General features: G+C 39.6%; 21 protein-coding genes. 10 read left to right on the top strand and 11 right to left on the bottom strand.

Going from position 1 to position 24,673, the window contains the following annotated elements; translation table 11 throughout:
• Window positions 1-112: 112 nt before the first annotated feature.
• The 4 genes from R2Q80_RS08275 to R2Q80_RS08290 all read right to left on the bottom strand — a co-directional run bounded on the left by R2Q80_RS08275 (window position 113) and on the right by R2Q80_RS08290 (window position 2,750).
• A complete protein-coding gene (locus R2Q80_RS08275) occupies window positions 113-856 on the bottom strand; it encodes a zinc ribbon domain-containing protein (RefSeq protein ID WP_316799143.1) in 744 nt (247 codons plus the stop codon).
• A complete protein-coding gene (locus R2Q80_RS08280) occupies window positions 856-1,953 on the bottom strand; it encodes a Nif3-like dinuclear metal center hexameric protein (protein WP_316799144.1) in 1,098 nt (365 codons plus the stop codon). Before R2Q80_RS08280 ends, R2Q80_RS08275 begins: the two co-directional genes overlap by 1 nt.
• Window positions 1,954-2,071: 118 nt before the next feature.
• The gene (locus R2Q80_RS08285; protein WP_047799712.1) at window positions 2,072-2,443 is read right to left on the bottom strand and encodes a TM2 domain-containing protein; all 372 of its coding nucleotides are present in this window, start codon (window positions 2,441-2,443) and stop codon (window positions 2,072-2,074) included.
• 4 nt (window positions 2,444-2,447) lie between these two features.
• Window positions 2,448-2,750 (bottom strand): DUF2752 domain-containing protein, encoded by a 303-nt coding sequence (locus R2Q80_RS08290; RefSeq protein WP_316799145.1) that lies wholly within the window; start codon window positions 2,748-2,750, stop codon window positions 2,448-2,450.
• A 182-nt stretch (window positions 2,751-2,932) separates the two neighbouring features.
• Here R2Q80_RS08290 and mfd point away from each other — a divergent pair, with 182 nt between their 5' ends.
• The gene (gene mfd / locus R2Q80_RS08295) at window positions 2,933-6,271 is read left to right on the top strand and encodes a transcription-repair coupling factor (protein ID WP_316799146.1); all 3,339 of its coding nucleotides are present in this window, start codon (window positions 2,933-2,935) and stop codon (window positions 6,269-6,271) included.
• Window positions 6,272-6,364: 93 nt separating this feature from the next.
• The gene (locus tag R2Q80_RS08300) at window positions 6,365-6,577 is read left to right on the top strand and encodes a DUF3820 family protein (protein WP_316799147.1); all 213 of its coding nucleotides are present in this window, start codon (window positions 6,365-6,367) and stop codon (window positions 6,575-6,577) included.
• On the opposite strand, the gene apaG is transcribed toward R2Q80_RS08300, so the two are convergent.
• On the bottom strand, window positions 6,574-6,960 hold the full coding sequence (apaG, locus tag R2Q80_RS08305) for a Co2+/Mg2+ efflux protein ApaG (protein ID WP_316799148.1): 387 nt from the start codon (window positions 6,958-6,960) through the stop codon (window positions 6,574-6,576). The genes R2Q80_RS08300 and apaG overlap by 4 nt on opposite strands.
• Window positions 6,961-6,995: 35 nt before the next feature.
• On the bottom strand, window positions 6,996-8,003 hold the full coding sequence (gene dusB, locus R2Q80_RS08310; protein WP_316799149.1) for a tRNA dihydrouridine synthase DusB: 1,008 nt from the start codon (window positions 8,001-8,003) through the stop codon (window positions 6,996-6,998).
• 44 nt (window positions 8,004-8,047) lie between these two features.
• On the opposite strand from dusB, the gene R2Q80_RS08315 reads away from it, so the two are divergent.
• The 6 genes from R2Q80_RS08315 (at window position 8,048) to R2Q80_RS08340 (ending at window position 15,315) form a co-directional block, all read left to right on the top strand.
• On the top strand, window positions 8,048-8,974 hold the full coding sequence (locus R2Q80_RS08315; RefSeq protein WP_316799150.1) for a CPBP family intramembrane glutamic endopeptidase: 927 nt from the start codon (window positions 8,048-8,050) through the stop codon (window positions 8,972-8,974).
• Complete coding sequence (locus R2Q80_RS08320) at window positions 8,955-9,161, top strand: putative signal transducing protein (protein WP_047799706.1); 207 nt, start codon at window positions 8,955-8,957, stop codon at window positions 9,159-9,161. The genes R2Q80_RS08315 and R2Q80_RS08320 overlap by 20 nt, the downstream gene beginning before the upstream one ends.
• A gap of 42 nt (window positions 9,162-9,203) precedes the next feature.
• The gene (locus R2Q80_RS08325; RefSeq protein WP_316799151.1) at window positions 9,204-10,013 is read left to right on the top strand and encodes a phosphatidate cytidylyltransferase; all 810 of its coding nucleotides are present in this window, start codon (window positions 9,204-9,206) and stop codon (window positions 10,011-10,013) included.
• An 81-nt stretch (window positions 10,014-10,094) separates the two neighbouring features.
• Entirely contained in the window at window positions 10,095-11,696 is a 1,602-nt protein-coding gene (locus tag R2Q80_RS08330) for a family 43 glycosylhydrolase (RefSeq protein ID WP_316799152.1), read from the top strand.
• A 149-nt stretch (window positions 11,697-11,845) separates the two neighbouring features.
• Entirely contained in the window at window positions 11,846-14,542 is a 2,697-nt protein-coding gene (locus R2Q80_RS08335) for a M14 family metallopeptidase (protein ID WP_316799153.1), read from the top strand.
• A 56-nt stretch (window positions 14,543-14,598) separates the two neighbouring features.
• A complete protein-coding gene (locus R2Q80_RS08340) occupies window positions 14,599-15,315 on the top strand; it encodes a DsbA family oxidoreductase (protein ID WP_316799154.1) in 717 nt (238 codons plus the stop codon).
• Between the two features lie 71 nt (window positions 15,316-15,386).
• Here R2Q80_RS08340 and R2Q80_RS08345 read toward each other — a convergent pair whose 3' ends face one another.
• Together R2Q80_RS08345 and purU are read right to left on the bottom strand one after the other, a co-directional pair.
• Window positions 15,387-16,082: a zinc metallopeptidase gene (locus R2Q80_RS08345; RefSeq protein WP_316799155.1), complete on the bottom strand. Its 696-nt coding sequence runs from the start codon at window positions 16,080-16,082 to the stop codon at window positions 15,387-15,389.
• Between the two features lie 533 nt (window positions 16,083-16,615).
• A complete protein-coding gene (gene purU / locus R2Q80_RS08350) occupies window positions 16,616-17,455 on the bottom strand; it encodes a formyltetrahydrofolate deformylase (RefSeq protein ID WP_316799156.1) in 840 nt (279 codons plus the stop codon).
• 160 nt (window positions 17,456-17,615) lie between these two features.
• Between purU and rmuC the strand changes: the two genes are divergently transcribed.
• Entirely contained in the window at window positions 17,616-18,989 is a 1,374-nt protein-coding gene (gene rmuC / locus R2Q80_RS08355; RefSeq protein WP_316799157.1) for a DNA recombination protein RmuC, read from the top strand.
• A gap of 245 nt (window positions 18,990-19,234) precedes the next feature.
• Here rmuC and thiL read toward each other — a convergent pair whose 3' ends face one another.
• From thiL to nadA, 3 genes are all read right to left on the bottom strand, one after another.
• Window positions 19,235-20,275: a thiamine-phosphate kinase gene (gene thiL, locus R2Q80_RS08360; RefSeq protein ID WP_316799158.1), complete on the bottom strand. Its 1,041-nt coding sequence runs from the start codon at window positions 20,273-20,275 to the stop codon at window positions 19,235-19,237.
• A 36-nt stretch (window positions 20,276-20,311) separates the two neighbouring features.
• Window positions 20,312-21,538 carry a dicarboxylate/amino acid:cation symporter gene (locus R2Q80_RS08365; protein ID WP_316799159.1) on the bottom strand — a complete coding sequence of 409 codons (1,227 nt, stop codon included), beginning with the start codon at window positions 21,536-21,538 and terminating at the stop codon, window positions 20,312-20,314.
• Window positions 21,539-21,604: 66 nt separating this feature from the next.
• The gene (nadA, locus tag R2Q80_RS08370; protein ID WP_316799160.1) at window positions 21,605-22,603 is read right to left on the bottom strand and encodes a quinolinate synthase NadA; all 999 of its coding nucleotides are present in this window, start codon (window positions 22,601-22,603) and stop codon (window positions 21,605-21,607) included.
• A gap of 450 nt (window positions 22,604-23,053) precedes the next feature.
• Here nadA and nadB point away from each other — a divergent pair, with 450 nt between their 5' ends.
• Window positions 23,054-24,640, top strand: a complete 1,587-nt coding sequence (gene nadB, locus R2Q80_RS08375; RefSeq protein ID WP_316799161.1) for an L-aspartate oxidase — start codon at window positions 23,054-23,056, stop codon at window positions 24,638-24,640.
• The last annotated feature ends 33 nt before the right edge of the window (window positions 24,641-24,673 follow it).

Here is a 24,673-nt window from a genome sequence, read left to right on the forward strand (position 1 = left end):
CACAATTTAACAAATATCTACATTTAACGCAGAAATCAAATTGTTGTTTTACCCATAAAAAAAGCGTCGGGAAAATAATCCCGACGCTTTTTCAATATGATTTGATAGTTTCTTATGCTTCAGCCACTTCATGGGTTAAAGCCTCATCAACTAAAATACGTCCACAGTGCTCGCACACAATGATTTTTTTACGCTGGCGGATATCTAGCTGGCGTTGTGGTGGAATCTGATTGAAACAACCCGAGCAAGAATCACGATCAATTGTTACTACCGCCAAACCATTAACCGCATTTTTACGGAGACGTTTGTACGCAACCAGTAAACGTTCTTCAATTTCAGGCTCTGCACTATCAGCCTTTTTCAACAAGTCCTGCTCTTCTTTTTCAGTTTCTGCAGTAATCACATCAAGCTCTGATTTTTTAATTTCAAGATCTTTCTTCCTACCCTCTAAATCAGCTAAAGCAGCGTCATAGATTTCAGTTTTAGAAGTGATTTCAAAACCATGTTCTTTAATTTTTTTCTCAGATACCTGGATATCTAATCCCTGAATCTCAATCTCTTTAGTTAAAGCATCGTATTCACGGTTATTTTTAACTTCTTTTAATTGCGTATCATATCTTTTAATTGCTGCCTGAGCATCCTTAATAGTATTTTTGCGGGTTACTATTGCGTCCTCGAGATCATCAAGCTCACCTTTGATTTTCGAAATCCTGGTCTCCAAACCTAAAACATCGTCCTCTAAGTCAGCCACTTCCATTGGCAGCTCGCCTCTTACCTGACGGATTTTATCAATTTTAGTATGAATATTTTGTAATTCGTATAAAGCCTTTAGCTTCTGTTCTACGGTTTGTTCCATTAAAACAAGTAATTTATGGGGTTTGTATTTTGCTCCGTTAAACGGATTGCAAAGTTAGTAAATTTTTTTTGAATAATTTCAAGCAATAAATCCGAGGTAAATTGTTCAGTTTCAAAGTGTCCGATGTCGGCGATAATGATTTTTTCTTCGGCATCGAAAAACTCGTGATATTTAAAATCAGCAGTTATAAACACATCTGCTCCTGCTGCGATAGCATCTTTTAATAGAAAACTTCCAGCTCCTCCGCAAACCGCAACTTTTTTAATTCTTTTACCAACCGGTGAGGTGTAACGAACCACTTTAGCCTGCATACTATCTTTAACCAGATGCAGGAAATCATAGGCATCCATATCATACTCAAGCCAGCCCACCATTCCCGATCCTACCAAATCGTGCTTATTCTCCAGCTTATAGATATCGTAGGCAACCTCCTCATAAGGGTGGTTCTCAAATAATGCAACTAAAATCTTCCGCTCAACCTGACTTGGAAAAACCACTTCTATTCTCACTTCCGGCTCTCTATGTCGAATGCCCTGTTCCCCAACAAACGGGTTTGATTGTTCGTTGCCTTTAAAAGTTCCAAAACCTTCTGCGTTAAAACTGCACTCACTGTAGTTCCCTATATTACCTGCTCCTGCATAAAACAAAGCCGATCGCAATTGTTCTGCCTGAGCGTTTGGACAATAGGTTACCATTTTTTTCAATAATCCCGCCTTCGGAGAAAGTACCTTGGTGCCCGTAAGCCCCAACCGCTCACAGATCCGTGCATTTACGCCAGTATGTATACTATCCAGATTGGTATGAATGGCATAAAGCGCAATATTATTCCTGATCGCCTTTAAAACTACCCGCTCAACATAATTTTTTCCGTTAAGCTTTTTTAGTCCTTTAAAAACGATGGGATGATGCGTAATAATCAAATTACAACCAGTCGAAATAGCCTCATCCACAATTGATTCTACACAGTCTAATGCAACCAAAGCTCCATGGACTTCCATATTAGGATCACCTACAATCAACCCCGAGTTGTCATAGTCTTCCTGATAATGAAGGGGAGCAATACTCTCCAGATAGTTGGTTATTTCAGCTAATTTCATTTGATAAAGATAAAAAAATTGATAAACAGAAAGTCCGTCCAGAAATAATTTCTGAACGGACTTTTGCAGTAAATTGAAATGACCTAAATCATCTTAACTGATGTATCAGATCATTTGCTTATTGAAATCCTCCACCCATTCTTACCATTTGTAAGCTTTCAAAAACAGCCTTTTGATTGTATTCAAAAGTTAGGCTTTTATGATTTATTACATCCACAATCGTTCCGATCATACATAAGCCTCCGGTAAAAAAGTATAATATACCCATTCCAATCTGCCCGATAACAAATCTGTGAATTCCGGCAAAACCTAAAAATCCGATTAATGATAACAAGAGGATTTCCGATGGTTGCTTTCTTCTACTCCCGTAAATCATCAGAAAGTTGCGCAATTGTTGTTCATTTAAACCTGTTGTGGCTTGTTGTAAGTATGCATATTCCTCAGGCGTTATTCCTGGTAACGACATTAAGGGCGATTGAAAGATATCCATGGTGCTATTTATTTAATGTTAAAGTTTGATGTGTTCTTCGTTGTGCTATTAAACTATAAATTCTGTAAATTATAATTGAAAGTGCCGGAAAGCCAAACCAATGTTCGGAAAAGCTTTCATTAAAACGGCCATGAAAAATATGACTTATTGACCTGCCCAATCCACATCCCGGACACCAGCCCTCGTAACCCAGGTTGGCAAGCGGGCAAAGTGTGAAGTGATGCTCATGGCCATTACTTGTAGCCAATAACACTAAAGCCATTACCCAGAACAACAGCTCCATTGGGAAGTATTTAATGTAATTCATCTTTTCAATTTATATCTTTTAGAAGGTTTCAACTTTGCTTTGTTACAGGAATATATGTTTATTCGACGAACTGTAAATATAATACGACGAATTCGGATTGGCAACCGAAGAATCAAAGTGCAAACTAAAAAACCTTTAATAAAATTGCGGGTTAATATTAAAGATAAGCTTATTTTTGTGCCTTGAACATTCGTGATTTATTAAACCGATACAAAAGCAACGATAGGGTAACACAGTTTACCAAAGCGTTGAATGCCTCTAAAAACCCGAAGATACAATTAAAGGGATTGGTCGGCTCTGCCGATGCAATTGTTGCCCTTTCCTCGTATTTTTTGCTCCATAAACCTATGTTGTTTGTACTTCCTGATCGGGAAGAGGCCGCATATTTTCAGTCAGATTTAGAAAGTGTTTTAGACAAGCAGGTACTTCTTTTTCCATCATCATATCGAAAGTCTTTTGATTTTACACAGGTTGATACAGCGAACGTTCTTGCACGTGCAGAAGTTTTAAATGAACTTAACCACGATTCTGAATATGGAAAAATCGTCGTTTCTTATCCCGAGGCCATTGCCGAAAAGGTTATCGACCGCTCAGCATTGGAAAAAAATACGTTAGAAATAAGTCTGGGCGCGAAATTAGGAATTGATTTTATAAATGAATTTTTAATCGACTACGATTTTGATAGAAGAGATTTCGTTTATGAGCCCGGACAATTTTCTATCCGCGGGGGTATTGTCGATATTTTTTCCTTCTCCTCCGATTTACCATACAGGATTGAGTTCTTCGGTGACGAAGTAGAAAGCATCCGTAGTTTCGAAATAGAGAGCCAGCTTTCTGTTGCCGATGTTAAATCACTAACTATTGTACCAAATGTTCAGGCTAAGTTTTTAACAGAAAGTAATATCAGTATCCTTGATTATATCGATCCGGATACTCAACTCTGGTTTAAAGACGTCGAATTCACTTTAGACATTGTTAAATCTGGATACAAAAAAGCTGTTGAGCTTTGGAAGGCCTTATCTGCAACAGATAAGAGTCAAAATCCAGACTGGATCGATCCAAAGTTTGCTTTCACTGATGAAAAGCTATTGGGCGATCATTTACATGACTTTCCCCTTGTAGAGTTTGGAAAACAGTTTTTCTATAAAACCGATGAGCGCTTCGAATTCGAAACAAAACCACAACCATCCTTTAATAAAGACTTTAACCTCCTTATTCATAACCTAAAAGAAAATGAGAAAGAGGGAATAGTTAATTTCATTTTTACCGACTCGCCAAAGCAGATTGAGCGCTTATATGCCATTCTGGAGGACATTGATAAAACGGCTAAGTTTACGCCGATTAATAGCATGCTTAGAGAGGGCTTTATCGATCCTCAAATTCAGACTGCATTTTACACCGATCACCAGATATTCGACCGATATTACAAATACAAGCTAAAGAAAGGTTATCAGAAAAGTCAGGCCATAACCCTGAAAGATCTTCGGGAGCTAAAATCGGGAGATTATGTTACACACATCGATCATGGGATAGGTAAATATGCAGGCCTGGAAAAGGTAGAAGTAAATGGAAAAACTCAGGAAATGATCCGGTTAATTTATGCAGATAATGATCTGTTGTATGTCAATATCAACTCATTGAACCGCATCGCAAAATATAGTGGAAAGGATAGCGGAGTACCTAAAATGAATAAACTAGGTACCGATGCCTGGGATAAATTAAAAAAAACAACAAAAAAAAAAGTTAAAGACATTGCCCGGGATCTGATAAAGCTATATGCATTACGCAAAACCCAGGCAGGTACAGCTTTTTCTCCCGATGGCTATTTACAAACAGAATTGGAAGCATCCTTTATTTATGAAGATACTCCAGATCAGTTAAAAGCCACGCAGGATGTTAAAAAGGATATGGAATCACCACATCCGATGGATCGTTTGGTTTGTGGTGATGTGGGATTTGGTAAAACTGAAATTGCAGTACGCGCAGCATTTAAAGCTGTAGCCGAAGGTAAACAGGCTGCAATTCTTGTTCCAACCACAATTCTTGCCTTACAACACTTTAAAACTTTCTCATCGCGCCTAAAAGATTTCCCCGTAACTGTTGATTATATCAATCGTTTTAAAACCAGTAAACAGATTAAAGATACCCTGGCTGAAGCCGCAGCTGGAAAAGTTGATGTTTTAATCGGAACTCACCGTTTGTTAAGCAAAGACGTGAAATTTAAAGATCTGGGTATCATGATTATCGACGAGGAGCAGAAGTTTGGTGTAACAGCTAAAGAGAAACTAAAAGCCTTGCGCGTAAATGTTGACACGTTAACTTTAACGGCCACACCCATACCGAGAACATTACACTTCTCTTTAATGGGCGCACGAGATTTATCTATCATCAGCACTCCACCGCCCAATCGTCAGCCAGTTAGTACCGAATTACACGTTTTTAATGACAAATTGATTCAGGAAGCCGTTCAGTTTGAACTGGATCGGGGAGGACAGGTTTTCTTCATCCACAATCGCGTAAACGACTTACCACAACTGGGCGGACTCATACAAAAACTGGTTCCCAAAGCCCGCATTGGTATTGCCCACGGGCAGTTGGATGGAGATGCACTTGAAGACGTAATGCTTGATTTCATTAATGGCGAAAAAGACGTGCTTGTAGCCACAACAATTATCGAGGCTGGTCTCGATATTCCCAATGCAAACACCATCATCATTAACCATGCACATATGTTTGGGTTAAGCGACCTACATCAGATGCGTGGACGGGTTGGCAGAAGTAACAAAAAGGCATTCTGTTATCTATTGTCACCCCCATTATCAACCTTAACTTCTGAGGCCCGAAAACGCCTGAGCGCAATCGAGGAATTTTCAGATTTAGGAAGTGGTTTTAATGTGGCAATGCGCGATCTTGATATCCGCGGAAGCGGTAACCTCCTCGGTGCTGAGCAAAGTGGGTTTATTGCCGAAATAGGCTTTGAAATGTACCATAAAATTTTAGATGAAGCCATTCAGGAACTAAAGGAAGCCGAATTTAAAGGCCTATTTGAAAATGAACCCACACGGCCATACGTAGGATTCACTCAGGTGGATACCGACCTGGAGCTGTATATTCCAGATGCCTACATCACCAATATCACTGAACGCTACAATCTGTATACAGAACTCTCAAAACTCGATAATGAAACAGATTTGGCAGTTTTTGAAAAGCATTTATCAGACCGGTTCGGACCGGTACCGCCACAAGTGAAAACCATGTTAAGCGTTGTTCGCTTACAGTGGTTGGGTAAAAAATTAGGTTTCGAGAAAATCAGCTTTAAGAAAAACAGTTTAAGGGGGTATTTTCTGAGCGATAAGCAATCCGCTTATTTTGATTCCAGTACATTTACGAAAATCCTTACCTTCGCACAGAATCACCCCCGAATGTGTAACCTGAAAGAAGTTAAAAACACCTTAAGAATAGCATTCGATAATATCAGTACTGTTGATGAAGCAATTGAAACTTTGAACCTTATTGATTAGCAGAAAAATTAACTATAAAAAATAGCGCCCCTTTCCCCAAAAAATCATGCTGAAGGGCCAATTTCAATCAAAAAATATTTAGATTAATTTCTGATGGACCCAACCTTATTAATAGATTTAGTGAAGATGCAGATGCCATATGGTAAATACAAAGGCTACCTAATCTGCAATATCCCTGAAAGCTATTTACTGTGGTATAAAGATAAAGGTTTTCCAAAAGGTAAGCTGGGAGAACTGATGGCAACTATGTTCGAAATCAAAGTTAATGGATTGGAATATCTGCTAACACCGCTTAAGGGCTACTAATTCAATCTATAGGGTGCAATAAGCTGAAAATCTGGTATATCAACATCAAACTCTGTTTCATCCATTAGCTGTTTCATTAGGTAAGTACCTTGCATACTGCCCATATCTGTCTTTAAATTGCATCCTGATACGTAGACATGAGTTTCTCCTGGCTCTATCACAGGTTGAACGCCAACTACGCCTTCGCCTTCAACTTCACGATGACTGCTGTTCGAATCAAAAATGAACCATTGTCTTCGCATCAACTGAACGGCAAAATCAGATAAATTAGATATTTCAACTCGATAAGCAAACATATAATGCTCATTCGCCGGATTAGAATATTCCGGCTGATAAATAGTTTCTACAGAAACCTTGACTCCATCTGTAATAGCTGTTACCATGATTGTGTACTAATGTAGTAAAAACTTTTCAAAAATCAAGCCATTACCGCTGTAGCATCATAACTGGCAAACTTTTCTGCCACTTCTTCTAATATGCTGTAAATATTATTCACATCAGGTTCGGCAACAAGTCGCATCCGGTAAGGCTTGAAGTCTGGCAAGCCTTTAAAATAATTGGCATAATGACGCCGCATTTCAAAAATCCCGGTTTTAGGGCCTTTCCATTCCAGCGATTTATCAAGATGGGTACGACAAACCTGAATCCGCTCTTCTATTGTTGGGCCGGCTAAACGCTTGCCCGTTTCAAAGAAGTGCTTTACCTCACGGAATATCCAGGGATAGCCGATAGCAGCTCTGCCTATCATAATGCCATCAATTTCATATTCCATACGCCAGTTTGCAGCCTTTTCAGGACTATCAATGTCGCCGTTTCCAAAAATTGGAATCTTAATTCGCGGGTTACGCTTAATTTCTTTTATTAATGTCCAATCAGCCTCTCCTTTATATAACTGCGCCCTGGTACGGCCATGTATAGTCAACGCCTGAATACCTACATCCTGAAGCCTTTCGGCAACCTCATACACGTTTTTGCTATCATCATCCCAACCTAATCGCGTTTTCACAGTAACTGGAAGGTGCGATGCTTTCACAACTGCTTCGGTCATCTTCACCATTTTATCTATATCACGAAGTAAACTCGATCCCGCGCCTTTACACACCACATTCTTAACCGGGCATCCATAGTTAATATCTACCAGGTCTGGTCCTGCTGCAGAAGCAATCTCAGATGCTTCACGCATATGCTCAATGTCGCCCCCAAAAATTTGAATGCCTATTGGCCGCTCATATTCAAATATGTCCAGTTTTTGTATACTCTTTGCCGCATCCCGGATCAATCCTTCCGATGAAATAAACTCTGTATACATCAAATCTGCGCCGTTTTGCTTACAAACATACCGGAAGGGTGGATCACTTACATCTTCCATTGGCGCAAGCAATAAAGGGAACTCGCCTAAATCTATATTTCCTATCTTTACAGACATTTATCTATCTTCAACTTTTTATAAAACATACAAAGGTACAAATAATGAATTTTGTAACACCTAATGATGAGGAAATCAATCCTTTCTTACAATTACTTTTACTTTTGGCTTACGCAGTTGCAGGTGCGGTAATCTTCAGCCTCATTGCCATATTAATTGTTTTGGTCATCTATGGAACCGGCTTCATCAGCAATCTCGACTTGCTCCTTTCGGGCGATCCAGGATATATCACTGGCTTTAAAATCATTCAGATTCTAAGCTCAATCGGAACATTTATTCTTCCACCAATAGCCCTTGCCTATACTGAACGTAAAAAACCAAATCATTTTTACAGTTTTGGCAAACCTCAACTGCTATTACTTACTATAGTAGTTTGTACCATGGTTGCGAGCATGCCTTTTATGGAATGGGTAGCTACGTCCAATCAAAAAATGATTTTACCAGAGTTTTTGAAGGGTGTAGAGAAATGGATGAGAGAAAAAGAAGACGCTGCGATGAAAGTAACCATCCAGCTCATTACCGTCAGGAGTAACCTGGATTTTGTGGTCAACCTCATCATGATTGCGGTTTTACCGGCGATAGGAGAAGAATTGATGTTTAGAGGAGGTATTCAAAGATCATTAAGTAAAGCTTTTAAAAGCCCACATGTTGCGATTTGGCTAACTGCAATTATCTTTAGTGCAATACATGTTCAATTTTACGGATTTGTTCCTCGAATGCTACTAGGAGCGGGTTTTGGCTACTTATATTATTTCAGTGGAAATCTCTGGTATGCTATTGTTGCGCACTTCTTAAACAATGCCTATGCCGTTTGTGCTGCATTTTATATGCAGAAACACAATATGCCGCTTGATAAAGCTGATGAACCTATAGGTTTTCCCTGGTATGGCTATTTAATTAGTGCGATAATAACCATAGCTTTGTTTAAATTTTTTAAAGACAGCGCAAAACGTGAGCGAAAATTGGATTAAAGTATATACCACAAGCAATGCATTCGCAGCTGAGGTATTAAAACAAGGATTAACCGAAGCCGGTATTCCTGCGGTGACCATAAATAAACAACTCTCTGCTTACAATATTGGTGAGATTAATGTTTTGGTAAATAAGGTCGATTTCGATAAAGCGATTGAGTACATTGTTCAAAACGAAATCGAATAATACCAAGCCATTCCACGTCACTTTTTCAAGATTATTCCCGTTATGAAAACAAGAGCTATAACCGCCTTTTTCTTCACCATTGTGATGCTGGCATCGATTTTTTTAGGTAGCTATACTTTTAGTATATTCTATCTTTTGTTAAGTATACTATCGCTGTTAGAATTTTACAAACTCATCAAAAATTCAGGGATACGCCCGCACCGGAACATCGGCCTAATCGCGGGTGCCCTTATTTTTTTCATGGCTGCCGGTTTGCATTATTTGCAATATGACGTAAAATATCTGCTTTTATGTATCCCGCTCATCTTTTCAGTATTTATCACTGAGCTTTATAAAAAGAACAAAATTCCCTTCGCCAATATCTCTTACACATTTGTTGGCTTTGTTTACGTTACCATCCCCTTCTGTTTTTTTCACGCTTTAGGCTTTCTAAAAAGCTGGAATGAATATAACTTTCATTATCCTTTGGCCTTCTTATTAATGTTATGGGCAAATGACACCGGCGCTTATCTGTTCGGGGTAAAATATGGTAAGCGAAAATTATTCGAACGACATTCGCCCAAAAAAAGTTGGGAAGGTTTTTTTGGAGGAATATTCGTTAGCGCATTGGTAGCAGTTGGCTTGTCTTTCTGGTTTACAGAAAGCCCTGCATGGGTTTGGTTAGGAATGGCCATTTTAATTTCAAACTTCGGAACCCTGGGAGATCTAGTTGAATCTATGCTGAAGCGCAGTTTAGATACTAAAGATAGCGGTGGCCTGCTTCCTGGTCATGGCGGACTACTAGATCGTTTTGACGGTCTGCTACTGGCCGCTCCCGTTGTATATGCCTATCTTTATCTGATTTTTTATTAAAATTCAGCACAGTACATAACAACTACATGCTGATAAATCTGCACATTTATTACTCGTTAACCACTTCTAACCGGGTAAGCAATGATTTTAAATTTTAAAATAAAAATAGTTGGTTTAACTATAGCCGTAGTCACTTTGCTGTCATCATCCCTGCGGGCACAATTTTTCAACATTAAAAATGACAACTTCTGGAATACCGCAGACCATCAGCCTATCTACAGCCAGGGTGGCGGGATCTTTAAATTTACCGACCCTGCCTCTAAAACAAAGAAATATTACTGGTACGGTGTTCACTATGCCGAGGCAGATTTGTACCGTTCAAACCCTGCCATAACCCAGCAGCAAGCCACCTTTCAATCGGTTAGCTGTTATTCTTCTACCGATCTGGTCAACTGGACACAGGAAAAAGACGTACTCACCAGCAAATACCTTAGTCAATACGGGGGCAAAACATGGGTGGGGAGGCTTGGGGTGGCATATCTCAAAAAGCTAAATCAGTATGCCATGTTTGTTCAATATGGAAAAAAGGTATTGGTTGCTGTTTCTGATTCGCCAACAGCAAATTTCACCTACCATCAGGAAATAGATATGACGCCTGTAATTGGAACATCGAATACAGGCGATCAAACAGTTTTCACAGACGAGGATACAGGAAAATCCTACCTCATTTATTCTTACGGACGGGGTAGAAATAAAATTTACGTTTCGGAAATAGGAATTAAAAACGGCAAAATATCCATTATCGATTGTACTGAAGTATTTAAGGGCGAAAGCAGAGAAGGTAACTGCATGTTTAAATACAAGGGGAAGTTTTACATGTGTGCCTCAAATATTTATGGGTGGGATTCATCTTATGCTTATTATCTGGTGGCAGATCATATACGTGGACCTTATAAACCCGTGAACAGTATGGAGGTTATGGAAGGGTGCGAAAAAGATTTCGCCCACATCACCCAAACAGGTTTCTTTGTTTTGGTCAAGGGATCTCAGCAGGAAACCATCATATATTGTGGCGACCGTTGGGCTGATTTTGCAGGCAATGGTTTGGGCTATAATCAATGGATGCCTTTGTCGTTTTCTGGAACCAAGCCGCATTTCAATTCACTAAGCTCATGGAACCTGAATGAAAAAACCGGCGAATGGAATATTGGTATAGACAATGACTATGTACTCAACGGAAGTTTTGAGGCAGACAGAAACCACATTCCAAGCCGTGTGAAGCCCGCTCAGGAGCAACTTACCGGTTGGGAAACTACTATTCTTTCAGGAAATAAAATCAGTACTGCCAACACTGAATCTCCAGTTTTAAACTACTTCAATTCTACAGCTGACCGTGAAAAGGCAACAGGTGAAAAAAGCCTGAATATTACCGATAGCATTAATTTTTCGAGGAAGATCAGCCAGAAAATCACATCAGACAATCTTAAATCTTTACCGAACGGAACATACCAGTTACAGCTCAAAGCAAAAGTGAGTGGCAGTTTTAACCAGCTCTATATGTTTGCTGAAGTTGATGGAAAAATATTTAAGCAGGAACTTTCAGACAGCCGTGGTGAGTGGAAAACTTTTAGGCTGCCAAATATTTCTATCGGGAACGGTAAACTCGAAATTGGCTTCTATGCCGATGGATTAGCCCTTGCCAGCTGCCTGATTGATGATGTACAACTAAAACAAGTGAAGTAGATGGTGATGATATGGTATTCTCTAGTTATCTCCAGATAAGGTATCGTATGCGAAAATGAAACCATTAATCTCCATGTAACAAATTTACGGCAAGCCATTTTTGGGTAACATTCTCTATATATTTGGTTTATCCAACCAACTTTTTCTTTATGATCAAAAAATACTGCAAAAATCTCTGCCTTGCTTTGTTATTGGCAGGTACCTGTAACGTCTATGCGCAACAAGTTCCATCCCCAAAGTCTCATTTCGGTTTTGATATTGGCGATAACTATCAACTTGCCAATTATACCCAAACCCAAGCCTATTTTAAAAAGCTTGCTGCATCATCCGATCGGGTAAAACTGGTTGATATCGGCAAAACCGAAGAGGGTAGAGCCCAATATATGCTTATAGTTTCTTCACCCGAAAACATAAAGAAACTAGATCGGTATAAAGAAATTTCGCAACAGCTTGCCCACGCAGAAATGACTGCAGAACAGGCAAAGGCATTAGCAGAGGAAGGTAAGGCAGTAGTTTGGATAGATGGCGGCTTACATGCGACTGAGGTAGTAGGTGCACATCAGCTGATCCAAACCGCTTATGAATTTGCTTCCAAAAGTGATCCCGAAACGTTAAAAATCCTCGATAACGTAATCATTCTCTTTACTCACGCGAATCCCGACGGGCAGGAATTGGTGAGCAACTGGTATATGAGAGAAAAAGATGAGAAGAAAAGAACAACCTCAGCTTTACCGGTACTATATGAAAAATATGCAGGGCATGATAACAACCGTGACTTTTTCATGCTCAACCTGAAAGAAACGCAGAACATAGGCAAACAGCTTTTTGTAGAATGGTTACCACAGATTATGTATAACCACCACCAGACTGGCCCTGCAGGCACTGTGGTTGCAGGGCCCCCATACCGCGACCCTTTTAACTATGTGTTTGATGCTACATTGTTAACCAGTTTAGATGCAGTTGGAGCAGCTATGCACAACCGCATGAATGTAGAAAACAAACCAGGTTATACCCAACGTGGCGGATCGGTATATTCTACCTGGTACAATGGTGGTTTGCGTACCACTACCTACTTCCACAATATGATCGGTTTGCTTACCGAAATTATCGGTAGCCCTACGCCTTCAGAAATTCCGCTTGTTCCATCACGGCTATTACCTAACGGCGATTCTCCGAATCCCATTACTCCCCGAAAGTGGTATTTTAAAAACTCTATCGACTACTCTGTTTCCTTAAACTATGCAGTACTGAACTATGCACAACGCTACCACGACGAGCTTTTGTTTAATATCTACCAGATGGGTAGAAACTCTATCGATAGAGGGAAAAAAGATAACTGGTCTTTCTCGCCTAAGAAAATAGAAGCCATTAACAATGCAGCTAAACAGGATAGAGGAGTAGCAATTCCAGGTGGAGATGCCGATTTCGGACCCAGAAGGCAAATCAGCATCAAGGCTTTTGATACCGTGATGAAAGCTCCCGAAAACAGAGATCCCCGCGGATACATTCTTTCTGCGGATCAGCCTGATTTCAATTCCGCAATTAAATTTTTAAATGCATTGATCAGAACAGGGATTGTAGTTCAGAAAGCTACCGCACCTTTTTCGGTTAATGGCAAAAACTACCCCACAGGAAGTTACATTGTTAAAACCGATCAGGCTTTCCGTCCTCATGTACTCGATATGTTTGAGCCGCAGGACCATCCCAACGATTTTAAGTATGAAGGCGGAGCTCCAATACCTCCTTACGATGCTGCCGGATGGACACTGGCTTATTTAATGGACGTAAAGTTCGACCGCATTCTCGATGATTTTTCAGGCCCTTTTGAGAGAAACCCTTACGGCAAACTTTTAAATCCCGAAAACAAATTAACTTCGGGGAGTACCTATGTATTAAGCGCTGCACAGAACGACTCGTATACAGCAGTTAACGACTTGCTTGAAAACAAGATAGAAGTTTACCGCTCTGCGGATAATGGCAATTTTTATGTTTCATCTGCGGGAAAATCAATTCTTGAAAAAGCAAATGTGAAATTGAAAACGGCAACAGCCCCTAAAAATAAAATAAAAATTTCGGCGGGTAGAATTGCCCTTTGGGATACCTACGGCGGATCAATGGCGTCGGGCTGGGTACGCTGGATGATGGAGCAATATCATTACAATGCCACGATTATTTATCCGCAGGATATTGATGCAGGAAACCTTAAATCCAAATTTGATGTGATTATCCTTGTGGGCGGAGCGGTACCTGCACTTCAGTCAACAGGGGGCTCAGGTCGTACCTTCGGACCTAAAGCGGAAGATATCCCTGCCGAATACAGAAACCGCTTGGGAAGGATTACCGCAGATAAATCTATTCCTCAGCTAAAGAAATTTTTAGAAGATGGAGGAAACATAGTAACCATAGGCAGCAGTACCAATCTGGCATATCATTTAAACCTTCCTGTGCGTAATGCTATGGTAGAGATAATAAAAGGTGAGGAGAAAAAATTACCATCCGAAAAATTCTATGTCCCGGGTAGCGTACTCAATGTTGAAGTGGATACCAAACTTCCTGCCGCATGGGGGATGGAGAAAGAAGCTGGTGTGTATTTTGACAACAGCCCGGTATTCAGGTTAACAGGCGATGCTATTGCTTCGGGCAAGGTCAAACCCCTGATGTGGTTTGGTTCAGCAACACCCTTAAGAAGCGGATGGGCATGGGGACAGGCTTACCTACAAGATGGCGTAACCGCATTTGAAGCCCGTGTAGGAAAAGGAAAGTTACTAGCCTTCGGACCCGAAATAGCTTTCAGGGCACAAACACACGGCACCTTTAAACTGATATTTAATCAGCTGTATAAATAAAACTCTTTTTATTTTATTTTTACCCTATAAATCTGTGTACAAACTACCTTTACCCTATGAAAGTAGAAATCTGGTCGGATATCATGTGTCCGTTTTGCTATATCGGAAAACGTCATTTTGAACAGGCGATTGAAAAACTGCCATTTAAAAATGAAATTGAGGTAAACTGGAAAAGTTATCAGCTTAATCCGGAATACCATAATACTAATAATGAAACTGTTTACGATTATCTGTCGAGAAGCAAAAGTATGCCAGTTGAGCAGGCTAAACAAATGACCAAGCAGGTTGTGGATATGGCTGCTAACGCCGGCTTAAAAATTGATTTCGACACCAACATCCCCGCAAATTCATTTAATGCACACCGCCTGATTCATTTAGCGGCTAAACATAATTTACAGGATGCTGCCGAAGAAAAGCTTTTCGAAGCCCATTTTGTACAAAGCAAAAATATTGCAGACGAAGCTGTACTGGTTGATATTGCAGTAGAAATGGGCTTAGATCGATCAGAAGCCATAGAGGTTTTAAAAAGTGATGAGTTCGCCGAAGCAGTTCGTTATGACATTTATGAAAGCCAGAATCTCGGTATCAGAGGTGTTCCTTATTTCGTTATGGATAGAAAATACGGTGTTTCGGGTGCTCAACCTGTGCAAGCCTTTACAGATGCGCTTACACAAAGCTTTAATGAATGGAAAGCTACACAGCCTAAAACAGAATTAATGTCCTTAAACAAGAGCAATGATGCCATTTGCGATGAAAATGGATGTGAGATATAGCGATCTTTAAAAAAACAAAAGCGGTCAGAAACTTCTGAACCGCTTTTTGCTTATCATAGATAGGTATATTTTTAATCTCTGCTTCTTCCAAAAAGCATCGACGCATAGTAAAGCAAATTGGCAAGTGCACCTACTGCCGCTACTACGTAAGTCATTGCAGCCCACCACAAGGCATCTTTTGCCTGTTTATTTTCCTCGGCAGTTTGCATTACACTATGGTTATTTTTTAGCCAAAGTAAGGCGCGGTTACTCGCATCAAACTCTACAGGTAAAGTAACAATACTAAAAATTGTCACCAGTGCCAATCCCAAAACACCAATTGCCAGTACAATAGGATTTCCGGTAAAACCAATTAACAATACCCCAATAAGCAGCACCCATTGCAGCAAATTCGATGAAATACTAACTACAGGTACCATAGTGCTTCTTAAATTTAGCCATGAATAGGACTTGGCATGCTGAACAGCATGCCCACATTCGTGAGCGGCTACTGCTGCTGCTGCAACACTTCTGCTGTAATAAACATCTGTGCTTAAATTTACAGTCTTATCTGATGGATTGTAATGATCGGTCAGTTGTCCTTCGGTACTCATCACTTTCACATCGTATATCCCATTATCGCGTAGCATCCTTTCTGCTACCTCCCTGCCCGATAAACCAGAGCTGATCTGCATCTCGGCATATTTAGAAAATTTGTTCCTGAATCGCCATTGCACAAACATGCTCAACAATAGTACGGGGACGATTAATATTAAATAAACTCCCATTTTCTGATGTATGTTTTTCAGATTCGGTTATATCAAAAAGCGTTCCCATATTATTTCACATCAATAAATTTGCATTCTTAAACAAGTCAAATCAACTGTCACACAGCGAAAAAGCGTTTTTTTTAGTTAAGATATGATCGTTGCCGGAAGTGAAATTGTTAGTCTAACTACCGCAATAAATCTGAAAGAAAAGTATCTTCTAGTAAAGATAGTTGCACGCTAACGACGATTTCTCCCCGCGAGCCCAATGCCAAAATACTGGATTCGCAGGTTTTGGAACTATTTCTGAACTCACTGAACAGGAAAATAAGCTGGTGCCGATGGGCTTTCCAAAATCACACAGAGCAAATGGAACACGCTGTTGAACTGCGCAAAAAATTTGGCAACTCAAGGATAGATTACGCAAACTTTGGAAGTCACGAAATTTTCGCGAAGATCGTGCAAAATTGACCACTTCCTGTGTAGATAAAATTGAACATTACAATTATCCCATCAGTCACACGATTGGCAAAAATGGTTTCAACGTGTAATTTCTATCTAAAAACAACCGTTTTATTCCCGCTCACAAAAACCCTGTCTTCAAAAACCAGTTCAAGCGCATCCAGCAAAACCTTCTTCTCTATTTCTTTTCCCGCACGTACCATTTCCTTCACTCCAAAATTATGGTCTACGTGCGTGGTATGTTGTGTAATAATCGGTCCCTCATCGAGGTTATTGGTTACAAAGTGTGCGGTAGCACCTATAATTTTAACACCACGTTCAAAAGCCTGGCGGTACGGATTTGCCCCTATAAAAGCAGGTAGAAACGAGTGGTGAATATTGATTATTTTACCTGCATAATCCTTTACAAAATCAGGCGATAGAATACGCATAAACTTGGCTAATACCACATAGTCAACTTCAAACTGATTGATAATCTGCTTAACTTCTGCTTCAAATGATGCTTTATCCTTTTCATTGTGATCCACATAAAAATAAGGGATTCCCAGCCTTTCGGCAAAGTCTCTTAAACCATCATAGTTGCCAACTACGCATTGCACATTTGCTCCAAGGGTTTTAAACTGGTTTCTGATCAGTATTTCAGCCAGACAATGATATTCTTTAGTTACCAAAACTGCAATTTGCTTTTGCTTATCTGTAACTAAGCTTACCGTTGCCTTGTCAGGTAGGTTCTTTAATAACTCTCCTTCCAGCAAATCCATCTCAGGTTGTGTTCCTGTGCAGGCAATCCTGGTAAAAAAAGCCCTGTTTTCCTCATCTACAAATTCACGCATGGCAATAATATTTAATTGATGAGCCGCTAAAATCCGCGTAATATTAGTTACCAAACCAACCTGGTCGGCACAGGAAATCAAAACTGTTAAGTAATTCATTTAAATGATTTTAAAACCAATGATAAAAAAATTAGCCTTAACATCCCAACAAATAAGCAAATGATAAAATAATCTGCCTATCTGTGGCAAATAAAAATTGCCACAAAACATTTTGCCAAAGCTATTTTTAATACCGACTTTTACTAAAAATTTTATCATTATGGAAATTTATGCCCTTGTTCTCCTCATTGTTATACTACTGGTTTTAGTACTTCTTTTTTTTAAAAAATCAAAAACGGAGATACCCTTAATATCCGTTGAAGATTTGGATAAACTTAAATCTGAAAACGGACTTTTAAAAATCAGTCTCGCTAAAACTGAAGAAAGGGTTTCCAACCTCACAGCCGAAAAAGATCACATCACCCTACTACTCAAAGAGGAACAACAGCGTTTAATTGAAGAATTACAGGCCGAACGCGATCGCCTTGCCGATGCAAATAGAGAACTTGAAAGCACCAGGTCATTTTACATGGCAGAGAAAGAAAAACTCGCAGAGCAAAAGTTAAGCTACGAACAGTCGCAGGCAAAACTGAACAAGGATTTTGAGCTGATTGCAAATAAAATTCTAGAAGAAAAATCGACAAAGTTTGTTGAGCAAAACAGAACCAACCTGGATATGATCTTAAATCCGCTAAAAGAAAACATTAAAGCCTTTGAAGATAAGGTAGAGAAAGTTTACAAAGCGGAATCAGACGAAAGAAATATTTTGAAAGGTGTGATTTCCGAACTTCAGATTCAGAGTAAGATGATTCAGGAAGATGCCAACAATTTAACAAAAGCATTAAAAGGCGATAGTAAAAAGCAGGGAAACTGGGGCGAGGTAATCTTGGAAAAGGTTTTGGAACGCTCGGGTTTGGTACGCGATCAGGAATACCGTATTCAGGCCTCCCATTTATCGGCCGAGGGTGGACGCTTCCAACCCGACGTGGTTATCGACCTGCCAGACGACAAACACCTGATAGTAGACGCTAAGGTGAGCTTGGTGGCTTATGAGCGCTCTGTATCGGCCGATACGGATGAAGAGCGTGAGGGCTACGTAAAGCAGCATTTGGCTTCAATAAAGAATCACATCCAGGAACTGTCCTCAAAAAATTATCAGGACCTGTACAAAATCAATTCCCCCGATTTTGTTTTATTGTTTGTGCCGATAGAATCCTCATTTAGCATTGCGGTACAAAAAGATGCAGAACTCTTTAATTTCGCATGGGATAGGCGGGTGGTAATTGTGAGTCCTTCTACCTTGTTGGCCACACTCCGCACCATAGCCAGCATGTGGAAACAGGAAAGGCAAAATAGAAATGTATTGGAAATTGCCAGACTTAGTGGAAGCATGTACGATAAGTTCGTAGGCTTTATCAACGATATGGAAAATATTGGTAAACACATTAAAAATGGTCATGATGCCTATGAAAAAGCGCTGAACAAGTTATCCGAAGGATCGGGCAATCTGGTAAACACATCCGAAAAAATAAAAAAACTTGGCGCAAAAACCACCAAACACATCGATACAAAATATCTGTCAGATGAGTTTTAGTTCTTTTAACCATTTGAAACTATGCAAAAGGTGGCGAAGCCACCCCGATTTTTTTTATCCAAAATGGCGCAAAAAATCAGGTAATATAGTAATTTTTATTTAAAGCCCCTAAACGCGATTTTTTTTACCAGAATAGCATCTCGATTTTACTGTAATACATTTTCAAATGAACATGCCCCTAAAACAAAAGCGCCTCAACGCTTTCTAAATAGAAAGGGTTGAGGCGCTTTACCTGATTCTGTTTTTTATTTATTAAAAGCGTTCCATCCCTGTGCTTTCAACTCATGTACATTGTTAGATTTTGATACCATTTTACATCCGGAGTTTTTATCTGTAATGTGACCGATTACCGTGATATCTACATCATGTTTTAACTTCTTGTAATCATCCTGGCTAATGGTAAACAGCAATTCATAATCTTCACCGCCGCTTAATGCACAAACTGTTGGGTCCAATCCAAGCTCACGCGCAGTTTCGTAAGTCATCGGATCCAATGGTATTTTCTCCTCATAAATGGTAACTCCCTTGTCCGACTGTTCTGCAATATGCAGTATTTCTGAGGCAAGACCATCCGAAACATCAATCATTGAAGTAGGTTTAATATCCATTTCCTCCAAAAGCGCAACAATATCCATCCTGGCCTCCGGCTTCAGCTGTCGCTCGATAATATAGTCTTTGCCTTCAAGGTCAGGTTGAATCTGCGGATTCTCCAGATAAATTAGTTTTTCTCTTTCCAGAATCTGGAGGCCAACATAAGCACCACCCAAATCTCCCGAAACGCAGAGCAGGTCATTTTCTTGTGCCCCATTTCTATAGGCAATTTTACCTTCATCTGCATAACCTATACTCGTCACGCTGATTACCAGCCCCTGTTTACTCGATGACGTATCTCCACCAATTAAATCAATATTATACTTATTGCAGGCCAGCTCAACACCCTTATAAATTTCTTCAACAGCCTCCAAAGGAAACTTGCTGGATAAACCTAGCGAAAAAGTAATCTGACTCGCCTTTCCGTTCATGGCATAAATATCACTCAAATTTACCTGTACGGCCTTATAACCAAGATGCATCAGCGGAACATAAGCCAAGTCAAAATGAATGCCTTCCAAAAGAAGGTCGGTAGACACAAGGGTTTTTTTTCCCTTACCATCCAGTACTGCAGCATCGTCGCCTATGCCTTTTACCGACTGTTCATTCTTAATCTTAAAATTGGTCGTCAGGTGTTTGATTAAACCAAACTCACCCAACTCATTGATATCTGTACGCTCTTTATTTTCAAACATATTCCTTTTCGGGGCACTTCCCCTTGATTTTTGTAATTAATTAAGTTCAGTTTCCATCCAGTTTTTACCCTCGGTAAACCTGGCAATCAACATCGCGGCAACATTATCACCTGTGGCATTGAGTAAAGTTGCCATCGGATCAACCAATGTACCGATAATCATGGCAGGCGGTAAAGCTTCGGGCGGCAATTGGTAAGCCGATATCATCAGCAACTCGCCGATATAGCCTCCGTTGGGTATTCCACCCTCTACAATACTTACCAAAACCGTTATCCCAAGGGCTAAAACAATAGTATCAACATGGGCTAAATCTTTTCCAAAAATAGCAAATACAACCGCTATTTTTACGATAGAGCTGATACTCGACCCATCTTTATGTAAGGTCGATCCCAGTGGGATGGTCACATTGGTAATATAAGCCGGAACACCCATTTTCAAAGTACCCTCCAGATTGGCAGGAATGGTGGCAATACTGCTACAGGTTCCGATAGAAGTTAAAGACGGTACTATATTATTTTTCCAGAATACTTTTATGGCTTTAAAACCGCCCGCAATAAATGCGTACAGCGTAAAAAATACAGTAAAATAAAAGGTGCCCACACCATAATACAGTCCCAATGCCTTTGCATAGGTACCAAAAAGTTGTGGTCCGAAAACACCTACCTGGTAGGCAAAGTAGGCGCCTAATCCAATTGGTCCCAATTTCATGATCAGGATAATCAGTTTTTTCATTACCTCATTTCCAGACACTAAAAAGTTCTTGAAACCATCGCCTTCCTTGCCCGAGTACAAAGTTGAAAAACCAACCAGCACAGAAAAAATAATCAGCGCCAGCATATTCTTTCTGCTCCCGATTTCGAAAAACTCACCAACCGTTAAAAACTGAGTCATTTGCTCACCAAAAGACTGTATTTTTTCGGGCTCAGCAGCAAGTTGGTTATTACCCAAAGCCTGGTGGATAGGGAAGAGCCGGGTTGCAACTAAAGTCAAAATTGCCGAAATCAAAATAGTCCCTAAAAAAACCAGTACCATAGTGGTCAGCAATTTTCCCAGCTTTTTGGTGCGGTCTATGTTGGCAATGGCCGATGAAACCGCAAAAAATACCAATGGAATTACTGCAGTAAACAACAGGTTCAAAAATATATCACCTAATGGTTTTATAGATTCTACGCGCTTTCCAAAAATTAAACCCACTACGCTTCCAACAGTAATTCCCGCCAAAAGCCATAATAAGCCCGAGTAATTTTTAAGAATGTTGTTCATTTTCTATCGGTTCTTTAGTTTCAAAGCCTACTAATTCCGTGTGATCCGTGCTTCCGTGGCAAATTGCTATAAGCCCAATTCAGCCGAAATATCCAGCATTCTTTGAATAGGTTTTCTTGCCTGCTCAATAATATGTTCAGGAACAGTAACTTCCGGGGTGCCGTTTTTAATGCATAAATATAACTTTTCCAGAGTATTTCTTTTCATATATGGGCAATCGTTACAGGCACAGCTGTTATTCGGCGGTGCCGGAATAAATGTTTTATCCGGGCAGGCCTTTTCCATCTGGTGTATAATTCCACTTTCGGTAGCTACGATGAATTCAGTTGCTGGATTTGAGATAGCATATTTCAACAATCCTGTTGTAGAGCCAATGTAATCGGCCATTTGAAGAATAGCCTCCTCACATTCAGGGTGCGCAATAAATTTAGCATTCGGATGACGTTCCTTTAAGCGGGTGATTTTTTCCTTCGAAAAAATTTCGTGAACCATGCAAGCTCCATTCCACAATACCAGATCTCTACCCGTTTTTTTTGCCACATAAGCGCCAAGATTCCGATCTGGCCCGAAAATTATTTTCTGATCTTTAGGCAAACTTTCTACAATCTGAACCGCATTTGTAGAAGTACATACAATATCGCTTAAAGCTTTCAGTTCGGCTGTACAGTTTACATAGGTGATCACCAGGTGATCGGGATATTTTTCCTTGAATTTTTTGAACAGGTGCGGAGGACAGCTGTCGGCCAGTGAACAGCCGGCCTTAACATCTGGCAGCAGCACCTTTTTGTTGGGCGATAAAATCTTTGCCGTTTCTGCCATGAAATGCACACCTGCAAACACAATTACTTCAGCATCCGTTTTAGCTGCTTCCTGAGATAAACCCAAACTGTCACCAATATAATCAGCAATATCCTGTATATCAGGTTCTTGATAGTAATGTGCTAATATAATGGCATTTTTTTCTTTCTTTAGTTTCTCAATTTCAGCAAACAGATCCAATGTTGGATCAATGTCTTCTTCTATAAAACCTTTTTTATTGATTTCTTCTAATACATCTATGTTCATTATCCGGCTTTCCTTTTTTGAATTTTTGACGAGGCTCAAAGATAAAGCTTTCCACGTCTCAATAATTAATAAGTATTTTATTTAAATAAATCTTTGTTTGTTTATTAGTGTGTTAGTATTGTTAAGAAGTTTCAAAAAAATATTCTTTCAATTAAGTTGTTAATGGTTTACTAACATTTCGATTACATTTTTCTAATATGATAGGATTGATTTTCAGCACTATCTATAAGTGACTCAAATTTTATCAATAAGGTAATGTTAATTGTTTATAAGTGTGTGAAAAGTTAATTACTTGTACAAAGTTGCTCAAAAATTGCTTAAAAGATTGTGGCAAATTGTCTTTTTACAGTAGCTTTAAACATTCAAATTTATTTGTTAGCATAATTTCTACATGATGCCAACAGTTGTTCTATATTTATCAACATCGTTGATAAAGTAAATGTTTTTTAAATGAGAAAAGTTGATTTTCTGGTAATTGGTTCAGGTATAGCAGGTTTGAGTTTTGCACTTAAAGCCGCAAAATATGGTAAGGTGTTAATTGTTACCAAGTCAAACGAAGATGAATCCAACACAAAATATGCCCAGGGCGGCGTTGCTGTTGTTGTTGATAAAGATGATTCTTTCGAAAAACATATACAGGATACCCTCATTGCCGGCGATGGATTATGCGACGAAAAAATTGTGGAAATCGTTGTAAAAGAGGGACCTCAGCGTATTCAGGAGATCATTGACTATGGTATTAACTTCGATAAAGACAACTCTGGATTTTATGATCTGGCCAAAGAAGGAGGTCACTCTGAACATCGTGTATTACATTATAAAGATATCACCGGATACGAGATTGAAAGGGTTTTACTAAAAGAGATTCACGAGAATTCCAACATAGAGATATTAACACATTACTTTGCACTGGAGTTAATTACACAGCATCACCTGGGTGAGTTTGTGGATAAACGTACCGAAGATATTAACTGTTATGGTATATATGCCTTTAACACAGAGCTTAACGATGTGGAAAAGATTGTGGCAAATGTGACTGTGATGGCTTCTGGTGGTGCAGGTCACGTGTATTCTGCTACCACAAACCCCATAATTGCAACAGGTGACGGAATGGCAATGGTATATCGTGCCAAAGGGAAAGTCAGGAATATGGAGTTTATTCAGTTTCATCCTACCGCTTTATATCATCCTGGTGAGTATCCTTCATTCTTAATATCGGAAGCTGTGAGAGGTTTCGGTGGTGTTTTAAGGCGTAAGAATGGCGAGGAGTTTATGCACGAATATGATGAACGTAAATCGCTTGCTCCACGTGATATCGTTGCCCGCGCTGTGGATAATGAAATGAAAAAGTCTGGCGATGATTTTGTGTACCTTGATATTACCATGCGGAATAAGGCTGATATATTAAAACATTTTCCAAACATCTATGCGAAGTGCCTTTCTATAGGTATTGATATGACCAAAGACTATATCCCGGTCACACCTGCGTCTCATTACATGTGCGGTGGAATCCTGGTTGATGAGTATGGCAGATCGTCAATTAAAAATCTTTATGCTTGTGGAGAATGTTCATCAACTGGTTTACATGGTGCTAACAGGCTGGCTTCAAATTCTTTACTGGAAGCTACAGTTTTTGCTCACCGTATTTATCAGGATGCTATTGAGAACTTTACGAATAATATAATACCAGATCATATTCCTGAATGGGATTCAAAAGGTGTAACACAAAGTAACGAAGATGTTTTGGTAACACATAATCTAAGGGAGCTGCAGAAAATAATGGGCGATTATGTAGGTATTGTTCGCTCTGATTTCAGATTGGAACGGGCACATAGGAGGTTGTTTCTAATTCATCAGGAAACGGAAGAATTTTACAAAAGGAATAAGGTATCTGTAAAACTGTGTGAGCTGAGGAATGTGATTCAAACAGCCTACCTGGTAATCAAATCCGCCATGCAACGCAAAGAGAGTAGGGGATTACATTATACCACGGATTATCCTAAACATGCAAATGAACTGATAGATACCGTTTTTTAATACTCAGTTTAATAATATGTCAATTTAAATAGT

It is taken from the genome of Pedobacter frigidisoli, from assembly GCF_032678525.1.
GTDB classification, from domain to species: Bacteria; Bacteroidota; Bacteroidia; order Sphingobacteriales; family Sphingobacteriaceae; genus Pedobacter; species Pedobacter frigidisoli_A.

Bases quoted from the DNA above. Each gene is read 5' to 3' on its own strand.
- R2Q80_RS08275 (WP_316799143.1), bottom strand. From the start codon at position 856: ATGGAACAAACCGTAGAACAGAAGCTAAAGGCTTTATACGAATTACAA.
- R2Q80_RS08280 (WP_316799144.1), bottom strand. From the start codon at position 1,953: ATGAAATTAGCTGAAATAACCAACTATCTGGAGAGTATTGCTCCCCTT.
- R2Q80_RS08285 (WP_047799712.1), bottom strand. From the start codon at position 2,443: ATGGATATCTTTCAATCGCCCTTAATGTCGTTACCAGGAATAACGCCT.
- R2Q80_RS08290 (WP_316799145.1), bottom strand. From the start codon at position 2,750: ATGAATTACATTAAATACTTCCCAATGGAGCTGTTGTTCTGGGTAATG.
- R2Q80_RS08300 (WP_316799147.1), top strand. From the start codon at position 6,365: ATGGACCCAACCTTATTAATAGATTTAGTGAAGATGCAGATGCCATAT.
- apaG (WP_316799148.1), bottom strand. From the start codon at position 6,960: ATGGTAACAGCTATTACAGATGGAGTCAAGGTTTCTGTAGAAACTATT.
- dusB (WP_316799149.1), bottom strand. From the start codon at position 8,003: ATGTCTGTAAAGATAGGAAATATAGATTTAGGCGAGTTCCCTTTATTG.
- R2Q80_RS08315 (WP_316799150.1), top strand. From the start codon at position 8,048: ATGAATTTTGTAACACCTAATGATGAGGAAATCAATCCTTTCTTACAA.
- R2Q80_RS08325 (WP_316799151.1), top strand. From the start codon at position 9,204: ATGAAAACAAGAGCTATAACCGCCTTTTTCTTCACCATTGTGATGCTG.
- R2Q80_RS08330 (WP_316799152.1), top strand. From the start codon at position 10,095: ATGATTTTAAATTTTAAAATAAAAATAGTTGGTTTAACTATAGCCGTA.
- R2Q80_RS08335 (WP_316799153.1), top strand. From the start codon at position 11,846: ATGATCAAAAAATACTGCAAAAATCTCTGCCTTGCTTTGTTATTGGCA.
- R2Q80_RS08340 (WP_316799154.1), top strand. From the start codon at position 14,599: ATGAAAGTAGAAATCTGGTCGGATATCATGTGTCCGTTTTGCTATATC.
- R2Q80_RS08345 (WP_316799155.1), bottom strand. From the start codon at position 16,082: ATGGGAGTTTATTTAATATTAATCGTCCCCGTACTATTGTTGAGCATG.
- purU (WP_316799156.1), bottom strand. From the start codon at position 17,455: ATGAATTACTTAACAGTTTTGATTTCCTGTGCCGACCAGGTTGGTTTG.
- rmuC (WP_316799157.1), top strand. From the start codon at position 17,616: ATGGAAATTTATGCCCTTGTTCTCCTCATTGTTATACTACTGGTTTTA.
- thiL (WP_316799158.1), bottom strand. From the start codon at position 20,275: ATGTTTGAAAATAAAGAGCGTACAGATATCAATGAGTTGGGTGAGTTT.
- R2Q80_RS08365 (WP_316799159.1), bottom strand. From the start codon at position 21,538: ATGAACAACATTCTTAAAAATTACTCGGGCTTATTATGGCTTTTGGCG.
- nadA (WP_316799160.1), bottom strand. From the start codon at position 22,603: ATGAACATAGATGTATTAGAAGAAATCAATAAAAAAGGTTTTATAGAA.
- nadB (WP_316799161.1), top strand. From the start codon at position 23,054: ATGAGAAAAGTTGATTTTCTGGTAATTGGTTCAGGTATAGCAGGTTTG.